The sequence below is a fragment of the Mesorhizobium sp. M4A.F.Ca.ET.050.02.1.1 genome, from assembly GCF_003997725.1.
Lineage (GTDB): Bacteria > Pseudomonadota > Alphaproteobacteria > Rhizobiales > Rhizobiaceae > Mesorhizobium.
Window position 1 is genome coordinate 1 of the sequence record NZ_RZSG01000516.1, and the last position, 4,283, is coordinate 4,283.

Consider the following 4,283-nt stretch of genomic DNA (forward strand, 5'->3'; position numbering starts at 1 on the left):
GGTGATGGGCTTCATCCTGCTGTTCATCGTTCCCTACCAGATCCGCCTGGCGATCACCGCCGACGAGACCCGCACCGCGGTGCTTCTGGTGCCGGCGGCCCAGCTCTTCGGCCTGGCGATCGGGCCGATTGCCGCCTCGCTGCTGATCGACAAGGATTTCCGGCCGGTGCCGGAATTCGCCGCCGCCAGCGCCGCCGCCAGCGTCGCGCTGCTCGGCCTGTTCATCCTCGTGACGCGGCATCGCCGCGCCATTGCCTGAGCGGAGAAGCGCGATGCAGAAAGCCTGGAGCAACTGGTCGGGCCTGGTGCAGGCCGCACCCAAGCTTATCGCCACTCCGTCAGATGCCGGCGAGCTTGCCGATCTGGTGCGCTCGGCGCCCGGTCCGCTCCGCGTCGCCGGCGCTGGCCATTCCTTCACGCCACTGGTGCGGTCGGATGGCACCATCGTCTCGCTGGAGAAGATCGAGGGGCTGGTCTCGCATGACACCGCGGCCAATCGGGCGCGGCTGCGGGCTGGCACTCGGCTTGGGCCTCTGATGCACATCCTGCAGGGCATCGGCCAGGCCCTGCCCAACATGGGCGACATCGACAAGCAGGCGATCGGCGGCGCGCTGGGCACCGCCACGCATGGCTCGGGCCCGAAGCTCGGCGCCTATCACACGCAGTTGGAGACGGTGCAACTCGTCGACGGGACAGGGAAACTGCGCGAATACAGCCGGGCAGGGGACCAGGACATGATCCACGCCACCGGCGTCGCGCTCGGCGCCTTCGGCATCCTCACCGAAGTGACGATGAAGAATATCGCGGCCTACCGCCTGCGCCGCCGCAAATGGGTGCTGCCGATCGGCGACATGCTGCGCGATTTCGAGACGATGTTGGCCGCGCACCGTTCGGCCGAATTCTACTACATCCCGTTTTCCGGCTATGCGCAGTTCATCGCCAGCGACCTGAGCGATGCGCAGCCGACGCAACGGCCGACCGAGGACGACGAGAAGGGTTTGGCGACACTGCGCAAGCTGCGCACCGTGCTGCGCTGGCTGCCGTCGCTGCGCCGCGCGCTGATCAAGGGCGCGGTCAAGAAGGTGCCGGCCGAGGATTATGTGCAGGACTGGCTCAACGTCTATGTCAGCGACCGGCGCACCAAATTCAACGAGATGGAGTACCACCTGCCTTTCGAGGAGGGGCCGAAGGCGCTGGCCGAGATCATCGCGCTGACCGAGAAGCACTTTCCGGAAGTCTTCTTCCCGATGGAGGTGCGTTCGGTGGCGCCGGACGAATTCTGGCTTTCGCCCTTCCACAAAAGGCTCACCTGCTCGATCGCCATCCACCACGATGCGGCCAACGGTCCCGAGCCCTTCATGCGGGCGGCCGAGCCGATCTTCCGCAAGTATGGCGGCAGGCCGCATTGGGGCAAGATGCACAGCCTGAAGGCCGCGGATTTCAAGAAACTCTATCCGCGCTGGGATGACGCCATGGCGGTGCGGCGCGATATCGATCCCGAAAACCGCTTCGTGTCGCCCTACATGGCCAGCCTGTTCGGCATCGACACATGAGCGCCTATTTCGCCGATCTCTCCGAGGCGCTGAGGCAAGCCGGCATCTTCCAGCCCGCGCTCGTGCTCGACCGCGACCGGCTCGACCGCAACATCGCGCTGGTGAAGGACAGACTGGCGCCGGGCCTCGCCGTGCGGCTGGTCGACAAGTCGCTCGCCTCCATGCCGCTGCTCCAGCATATTGCCGGCGCGCTCGGCTCCAGCCGTTTCATGACTTTCCATCCGCCGATTACGCAGGCCGTGCTCGACGCCTTTCCCGAGGCGGATCTGCTTTACGGCAAGCCGATGCCCTTCGGCGCGGCGAGAGCCGCGCTCACCAAGGGCGGCGCCGGCTGGTCGCGCGTCTGCTGGCTGATCGACACCGACCAGCGGCTGGCCGAGTATGGCGCGCTGGCGGCCGAACTTGGCACCGAACTGCGCTTTGCCTTCGAGGTCGATGTCGGGCTGCATCGCGGCGGCTTCGCCAGCCCCGAAGACATAAAGGCGCTGACCATCCCGAACGGCCTGCGCTGCGAAGGTATCATGGCCTACGAGGCGCATGCGCCGGAGATTCCCGGCCTGTTCGGCGGCCAGGCCGGCGCGCTGGGGAAAGCCCAGGCGCTGGCCGAGGAATTCGCCGACAGCCTCGGCGAGGACCAGCGCCGCATCCTGAACATAGGCGGCTCGAAGACGGCGTTGCTGCACCATGGCGGGGTCGCCAACGAAGTCTCGATCGGCTCCGCTTTCGTGCTGCCCAGCGATTTCGACGTCCCCGGCCTGGATGGCCTCCAGCCTGCAGCCTTCATCGCGACGCCGATCCTGAAGGTGGTGGAGCCGGTGCTGCCGGGGCCGGCCTCGGTGTCCCGCATGCTCACGGCGCTTGGCCTGTTCCCGCGCAAGGGCTGCTATCTCTACGGCGGCAAGTGGATGGCCGGGCCGGTGTTCCCGGAGGGCATGAAGGTAAACAGCCTGATGGGCCTGTCCTCCAACCAGCAGTTCATGGCCCTGCCGGCCGGAGCCGACGTAAAGCCCGGCGACTGCGCCTTCCTGCGTCCGACGCAGAGCGAGGCCGTGCTGCAGCATTTCGGCTCGATCGCGGTGTTTTCGGCCGGACATATTGTCGAGCGCTGGCCGGCGTTGCCGATGGGGTGAGGTGCGAAGCGCTCGCCATTGGCGCAGGCCTCCGCGACATCGTCATCCTAGGGTCTGCGCTGCGTCGCTCCGCTCCTTGCTTCGCCGTAGGATGACGAACGCGTATCACGCCTCGACCTGCAAGCATTTACTTGACTCAGTCAACTAAATGCCCGATCTTCTCCCTGACAGGAGAAGCGCCATGACCATCCACGATCACCCCGGCAAGGAACGCACCGACGCGGTGCGCGCCTTCAACCGCTTCTACACCCGACAGATCGGCCTGCTTGACGAAGGCCTGCTGAAGAGCCCGTTCTCGCTGACCGAGGCGCGGGTGCTTTATGAACTCGCCCATCACGATGGCCTCGTCGCCAGCGACCTTGTTCGCGACCTCGGCCTCGACGCCGGCTATGTCAGCCGTCTCCTGAAGAAATTCGAGGAACGCGGTCTCGTCGAGCGCGCCGCTACCGAAGCCGACGCCCGGCGCTCATCGATCGCGCTGACACAGGTGGGGAGGGATGCTTTCGCGCCGCTCAACAAAGACTCGCATGCGCAGGTCCAGGCCTTGCTCGACAAGCTCCCGCCGGCCGAGCAGGACAGGCTGGTCAAGGCGATGGGCACCGTGCAGCGTCTGCTCGGCGATCAGCCGGAACCCAGGGTTCCGTATGTATTGCGGCCCTTGCAGGTCGGCGACATCGGCTGGGTCACGCGGCGCCAGGGCCTCATCTATGCGCAGGACTATGGCTGGGACGAAACCTATGAGGCGCTGGTCGCCGAGATCCTGGCTGAGTTCGTCAGGAAGTTCGACCCGAAATGGGAGCGTGCCTGGATCGCCGAGCGGGAAGGAGAGGTCGTCGGCTCGGTCTTCCTCGTGCGCAAGTCGGACGCTGTGGCGAAACTGCGCCTGCTCTATGTCGAGCCGTCCGCGCGCGGCCTTGGTATCGGCAAGCGGCTGGTCGATGAATGCATCGGCTTTGCCCGCGCCAAAGGCTACAGGACGCTGACGCTGTGGACCAACGACATCCTCGTCTCGGCCCGCCGCATCTATCAGGCGGCGGGCTTCGAACTGGCGAAAGAAGAGCGCCACCATTCCTTCGGCAAGGATCTGGTCGGCCAGACCTGGAATTTGGCGCTCTAACCCTTCACCGGTATCCAGATCTCCAGGCCGCCATTGCCGCTGCGCGGATCGAATTCGGGGCCGTAGCGCTCGAACTCCGGCGCGTCGGCGACCTCGTGGCCCGAGGCCGGCAACCATTTGTTCCAGATCGTGTTGACCGTGCGGCGGATGGTCGAGATGTGCTCGCGATGGGCAAAGACGGCGTATTTCTGCGCCGGCACGCGCACGCGAAAGAACTCCTTAGGCAGCTCCGAAAAGTCAGCGACCTCGACGCCGGCGACATAATCGAAATTGCCGGCGTCGTCGCCGTTGACGCAGACGCCGTAGGCGACGTCGCCGGTCTCGCCGGGGATGTTGCCGATATAGGGTCCGAAACGCTGCCACAGCATCGGAATGCCGGCGCTTGTCTCGCAGCTGTAGCGTACGCCGAGCCCGGCGATGAGGAAGGGGCGGCTGGTCTCGAAGCGCGGCGGTTCGAGATTGCTGAGAAACGACTGGTCCATC

At 65.7% G+C, this 4,283-nt stretch carries 4 protein-coding genes and 1 pseudogene; 4 read left to right on the top strand and 1 reads right to left on the bottom strand.

Annotated elements, in window-relative coordinates; all coding sequences use genetic code 11:
• From EOA33_RS25845 to EOA33_RS25860, 4 genes and pseudogenes are all read left to right on the top strand, one after another.
• Window positions 1-259, top strand: a pseudogene (locus EOA33_RS25845) (MFS transporter); the annotation flags it as partial.
• A gap of 13 nt (window positions 260-272) precedes the next feature.
• Entirely contained in the window at window positions 273-1,553 is a 1,281-nt protein-coding gene (locus EOA33_RS25850) for a D-arabinono-1,4-lactone oxidase (protein ID WP_127406925.1), read from the top strand.
• Complete coding sequence (locus EOA33_RS25855; RefSeq protein WP_127406926.1) at window positions 1,550-2,683, top strand: alanine racemase; 1,134 nt, start codon at window positions 1,550-1,552, stop codon at window positions 2,681-2,683. Before EOA33_RS25850 ends, EOA33_RS25855 begins: the two co-directional genes overlap by 4 nt.
• Before the next feature lie 181 nt (window positions 2,684-2,864).
• Entirely contained in the window at window positions 2,865-3,800 is a 936-nt protein-coding gene (locus EOA33_RS25860; RefSeq protein ID WP_127406927.1) for a bifunctional helix-turn-helix transcriptional regulator/GNAT family N-acetyltransferase, read from the top strand.
• Here the strand turns inward: EOA33_RS25860 and EOA33_RS25865 are convergent.
• The coding region (locus EOA33_RS25865) for a GyrI-like domain-containing protein (protein WP_145989278.1) at window positions 3,797-4,283 on the bottom strand (487 nt) is incomplete at its 5' end. The genes EOA33_RS25860 and EOA33_RS25865 overlap by 4 nt on opposite strands.

What these genes read in the sequence shown, in the direction of transcription:
- EOA33_RS25850 (WP_127406925.1), top strand. Translation starts at nt 273, where the DNA reads ATGCAGAAAGCCTGGAGCAACTGGTCGGGCCTGGTGCAGGCCGCACCC.
- EOA33_RS25855 (WP_127406926.1), top strand. Translation starts at nt 1,550, where the DNA reads ATGAGCGCCTATTTCGCCGATCTCTCCGAGGCGCTGAGGCAAGCCGGC.
- EOA33_RS25860 (WP_127406927.1), top strand. Translation starts at nt 2,865, where the DNA reads ATGACCATCCACGATCACCCCGGCAAGGAACGCACCGACGCGGTGCGC.